Raw genomic sequence first — 3,922 nt, forward strand, 5'->3', positions numbered from 1 at the left:
GCTTATAGGCTTCGTAGCTGTCGAAGATCATGCGAGGTCGCTCCGCCGCAGGATCCATCCGTTGATCTCGACGATTTCATCACGGTCGATCTCGTCAGGGTTGGCGGGGGCCGGTGGGTTGCGGAACAGCGACAGTGCCGGCAACGTGATCAAGGCCTGCAGGATCACGCGGCGCGATATTTTTCTTATGAACCTGCTCATGATACGTCTTTCGATAGGGGGCTCGATCCACGCATGCCGTTCCTGAACGGCACACATGCCGCCGAGGAGGCCAAACTCCGTGCCAAACCCGGGTGAAGACGGCGTTACACCCGGAAGTTTAGCGCGGTTGAATATGGACATGGTTAGGGTTTTCCTAAAGCGCGTCGCATTGGAGCGGTTCAGGCGCCGGGCTTTTGAGTTTTGTTTCGATGTCGTTGCCCCAAAACCGCTTCGCACTTTTGGGCGACATGCATGACGCCCGCGAGGGGCCTCAAGCCGCTTCGGGAAGCTCGCGGTCGAGTATCGAAAGGTTGCGGCCGCGGTTCTTCGCCTCGTAGAGCCTGCGGTCGGCCGCGCGCATCAAATCGGAAACGGTTGCACCTTCGCCGCAGCTTATGCCGCCGATCGAGACCGTGAGCGGCACGGTGCGCCCGTCGGTAGGGCGGAAACGGATCAGCTCGACCTCGCGACGGATGCGTTCGGCGACATGCTTGGCCTCACGCTCGCCGGCGCCGACCAGGAAAGCCGCGAACTCCTCGCCGCCGATGCGGCCGAGCACGTCGCCGTTGCGCACACCACGCTCGATGGCGCCGGCGATCAGAAGCAGCGCTTCGTCCCCCGTCAGATGACCGTAGCTGTCATTGATCCTCTTGAAGTGATCGGCGTCGATAATGAGCAGCGCGCCACGATCGCTCTTGCGCCGCGACCCATCGAGCGCGGCAAAGAAGGTTTCGCGATTGAGCATGCCGGTCATGTCGTCGCGGCTTGCCTTTTCGGAGAGGCGCCTGTGCGCCGCGGCGAGTTGCGCGTGGGCGCGGGCAAGTTCGCGATGCGCGTTCTGCAACCGGTCGCTGTGCCAGAAGCTGCCCGCGCTGGCGGCCCAGGCGAGCACGAGCGGGCATAGCGTCGATGCCAGCCAGATCGTGCGGCTCATCGGGAAGCCGATTGCCGGAACCACAATCAGCGTCAACAACAGCGAGACGGCGACCGAAGCGAATGCTACGGTAGCGGCCTTTAGAAATATGCGGCTCATCACTTGCTCCCAAGGGATAGCCTCTGTGCCAGCAAGCGCTGAAGGCGACCTTTCCGGAACTTTTAAAATTTGAAGCGAGACGCCATTTTCACATACCGTGACGCGCATAAGTTGTGGATAACTTCAGCGCCGGCATGCCATAAGAAGCCATGACAATGACACCCGATCCCGCCCGCTTTGCCCATGTCACGGACTGGGTGTTCGACCTCGACAACACGCTTTATCCGCATCACTCGAACCTGTTCGCGCAGATCGATGTGAAGATGACCGCCTATGTCGGCGAGCTGCTGACGCTTTCGCGCGACGACGCGCGCAAGCTGCAGAAGGAACTCTACCTGGAATATGGCACGACGCTGAACGGGCTGATGAAGCGGCACGGCATCGATCCCGACGATTTCCTCGAGAAGGTGCACGATATCGACTATTCGCGACTGGTGCCGGATCCGGTGCTGGGCGCGGCGATCCGCCAGCTTCCGGGGCGCAAATTCATCTTCACCAATGGCGACCGCAGGCATGCCGAGCGCACCGCGCGCCAGCTCGGCATATTGGAGCATTTCGACGCCATCTTCGACATCGTCGCGGCGGGGCTCAATCCCAAGCCGGAGCGCCAGACCTATGAACGCTTCGCCGAACTGCACTCGGTGACCGGGCACAATGCGGTGATGTTCGAGGATCTGGCGCGCAATCTGGCCGTGCCGAAATCGCTCGGCATGACGACCGTGCTGGTGGTGCCGCGCAATTTCGAACCGACCTTCTCGGAAATCTGGGAACGCGACCCGGCGAATGATGACGACGTCGATTTCGTCACCGACGATCTCGCCGGCTTCCTGACCGCGATCGTCGACGTGGTGGCCTGACCAACTTCGGATTGCCTATACGCTGTCCCGGCGCGAGCACTATTGGCGCGGACTGCGGAACCTAATCGAAATCCGGAATCGTGCCGGGCGGCAGTCCCAGCCGGCCGTTCAGCTCCTTCAAGAACCGGCAGAGGTCCGGATTGCCGGCTGCTCCCGTACCGTTGCCGTCGGACGCGTAGCCGTTGCCGTGGCCGTTGCCGCAATTGGCGTTGCCGTTGAAGCTGCCGCCATTGAAATTGCCGCTGAAGCTCCCGGCATTGCCGTTGCCGTTGAAATTGCCGCTGTTGCCGTTGCCGTTGAAGTTGCCGGCATTCCCATTGCCGTTAAAATGTCCGGTATTGCCAAGGCCATTGAAATTTCCGGTGTTGCCAAGGCCGTTGGCGACACCGGCGCCGATTGGAAGATCGGCAATCCTGACCAGGGTCGAGGCATCGGCGGCAAGCAACGCGGCAAGCAGGGTGCCGAGCGCGAGGCCGTTGCCACCAAGCAGCCTCGCCGCCACCCGACGCTCGCGGGGCCGGGCGGGCCCGGATGATTTCAGGCCGGTCATCAGCGGTTCCCCCGGCCGTTGAAGTTGCCATTGAAGGCGCCGACATTGCCGTTGCCGTTGAACGATCCGCCGTTGAAGTTGCCATTGCCGGCGCCGATGTTGCTGTTGCCGTTGTATTCGCCGGTGTTGCCGTTGCCGTTGAAGGAGCCGATGTTGCCGTTGCCGCTCGTCGCCGAGGTGTTGTTGTTGCCGTTGAACGCGCCGACATTGCCGGTACCGCTGTTGAAGGCGCCGACATTGCCGGTGCCGCTGTTCTTGTAGCCGAGATTGCCGCCGAAGTTACCGAGCGGATTCATGCTCCTGACGTCCGAGCCGATGGCCTGGCCGTATTTGCCGACCGCCGCCTGGACAGCCGACATGCCGAAGGCCTGGCTGCCCGTCGTGGTGTCGGCCTTCGCCGCGGTTGCACTCAACAACCCCAGGCATAGCGCCGGTATGACGTAGCGTTTCATCTGCGAGCTCCTTCCATGGCTAAGCTTGAAATTGGGCTTTCGAAATTGGCCCCCGTTTCGAAAAGGACCATTCTTCGAAAAGGACTGGGACCGCCGGCGACATGTCGCGATAGCCTTTGCGCGGGGGACGGGCGCGTGGCTCGGCGATCCCAGAGGCGTCAGCGTCGACTTGGCGACGCTGGCGGTTGGTCGGCGCTAGTGGGTGGCGTTGCCGTTTCCGTTGCCGTTGCAGGCGCCCCAGTTGCCGTTGCCGTTCCCGTTGCCGTTGCCGAACCCGAAGTTGCCGTTGCCGTTGAAGTTGCCGTTGTAGGCGCCGGTATTGGCGTTGCCGTTGCCGTTGCCGTTGCCGACGCCGACATTGCCGTTGCCGTTGCCATTGCCGCTGCCGATCGAAAGCGCGGATGCCGTACCGGTCAGAGCCGACAGTACGGCCGCGGCCAGGATGATCTTTCTCATGACGTTCTCCTTCGTTTGCGTTGAGCTTCCCGGGCAGTTCAAGATGACCGGGAGGACGCTTGAAGGATGCACGCAGAAATAGCGGCGATACATTCGGGCTGATCAGCGGAGGTTGTCGGTTTTTCTGCTGATCCCCATGTCAGGAAAAGTTGAAGCAATCAGGAAAAAACTGACAGGCATAAAGGCATCTGGCGGGTGTATACTGCGCAAACATTCATGCCTTTTCTCGCCGACCCGCGGGTGGCTTGCGATCCTCGCGACGGCAATGGGAAGAGAAAGGTTGATGTGGGCGGGTATGACCACAGGTAAGGACGATAGGGCCCTGCGCCGCAGGCTTGCGCGGCGCTTGATCGCCGTGCAGGAAGAGCAGCGC

Annotated in this window: 7 protein-coding genes; 1 reads left to right on the plus strand and 6 read right to left on the minus strand. The window is 61.6% G+C overall.

The window, feature by feature from the left end:
• Positions 1 to 27: 27 nt before the first annotated feature.
• The gene (locus tag EOA24_RS29825) at positions 28 to 342 is read right to left on the minus strand and encodes a hypothetical protein (RefSeq protein ID WP_126080172.1); all 315 of its coding nucleotides are present in this window, start codon (positions 340 to 342) and stop codon (positions 28 to 30) included.
• A gap of 130 nt (positions 343 to 472) precedes the next feature.
• Positions 473 to 1,234: a GGDEF domain-containing protein gene (locus tag EOA24_RS29830; protein WP_126080171.1), complete on the minus strand. Its 762-nt coding sequence runs from the start codon at positions 1,232 to 1,234 to the stop codon at positions 473 to 475.
• 149 nt (positions 1,235 to 1,383) lie between these two features.
• Here EOA24_RS29830 and EOA24_RS29835 point away from each other — a divergent pair, with 149 nt between their 5' ends.
• Positions 1,384 to 2,091, plus strand: coding sequence for a pyrimidine 5'-nucleotidase (locus EOA24_RS29835; RefSeq protein ID WP_126063409.1), 708 nt, complete (start codon positions 1,384 to 1,386; stop codon positions 2,089 to 2,091).
• 61 nt (positions 2,092 to 2,152) lie between these two features.
• Here the strand turns inward: EOA24_RS29835 and EOA24_RS29840 are convergent, their stop codons facing one another.
• From EOA24_RS29840 to EOA24_RS42520, 4 genes are all read right to left on the minus strand, one after another.
• The gene (locus EOA24_RS29840) at positions 2,153 to 2,641 is read right to left on the minus strand and encodes a hypothetical protein (RefSeq protein WP_126080170.1); all 489 of its coding nucleotides are present in this window, start codon (positions 2,639 to 2,641) and stop codon (positions 2,153 to 2,155) included.
• The gene (locus EOA24_RS29845) at positions 2,641 to 3,093 is read right to left on the minus strand and encodes a hypothetical protein (protein WP_126080169.1); all 453 of its coding nucleotides are present in this window, start codon (positions 3,091 to 3,093) and stop codon (positions 2,641 to 2,643) included. Before EOA24_RS29845 ends, EOA24_RS29840 begins: the two co-directional genes overlap by 1 nt.
• 195 nt (positions 3,094 to 3,288) lie before the next feature.
• The gene (locus tag EOA24_RS29850) at positions 3,289 to 3,549 is read right to left on the minus strand and encodes a hypothetical protein (RefSeq protein ID WP_189354350.1); all 261 of its coding nucleotides are present in this window, start codon (positions 3,547 to 3,549) and stop codon (positions 3,289 to 3,291) included.
• A gap of 102 nt (positions 3,550 to 3,651) precedes the next feature.
• Positions 3,652 to 3,922 (minus strand): hypothetical protein (locus tag EOA24_RS42520; protein WP_210213616.1); only part of this gene is annotated, 271 nt, incomplete at its 5' end.

This window comes from Mesorhizobium sp. M2A.F.Ca.ET.039.01.1.1 (assembly GCF_003998035.1).
Classification (GTDB): domain Bacteria; phylum Pseudomonadota; class Alphaproteobacteria; order Rhizobiales; family Rhizobiaceae; genus Mesorhizobium.

Bases quoted from the DNA above. Each gene is read 5' to 3' on its own strand.
- EOA24_RS29835 (WP_126063409.1), top strand. From the start codon at position 1,384: ATGACAATGACACCCGATCCCGCCCGCTTTGCCCATGTCACGGACTGG.
- EOA24_RS29850 (WP_189354350.1), bottom strand. From the start codon at position 3,549: ATGAGAAAGATCATCCTGGCCGCGGCCGTACTGTCGGCTCTGACCGGT.
- EOA24_RS29830 (WP_126080171.1), bottom strand. From the start codon at position 1,234: ATGAGCCGCATATTTCTAAAGGCCGCTACCGTAGCATTCGCTTCGGTC.
- EOA24_RS29825 (WP_126080172.1), bottom strand. From the start codon at position 342: ATGTCCATATTCAACCGCGCTAAACTTCCGGGTGTAACGCCGTCTTCA.
- EOA24_RS29845 (WP_126080169.1), bottom strand. From the start codon at position 3,093: ATGAAACGCTACGTCATACCGGCGCTATGCCTGGGGTTGTTGAGTGCA.
- EOA24_RS29840 (WP_126080170.1), bottom strand. From the start codon at position 2,641: ATGACCGGCCTGAAATCATCCGGGCCCGCCCGGCCCCGCGAGCGTCGG.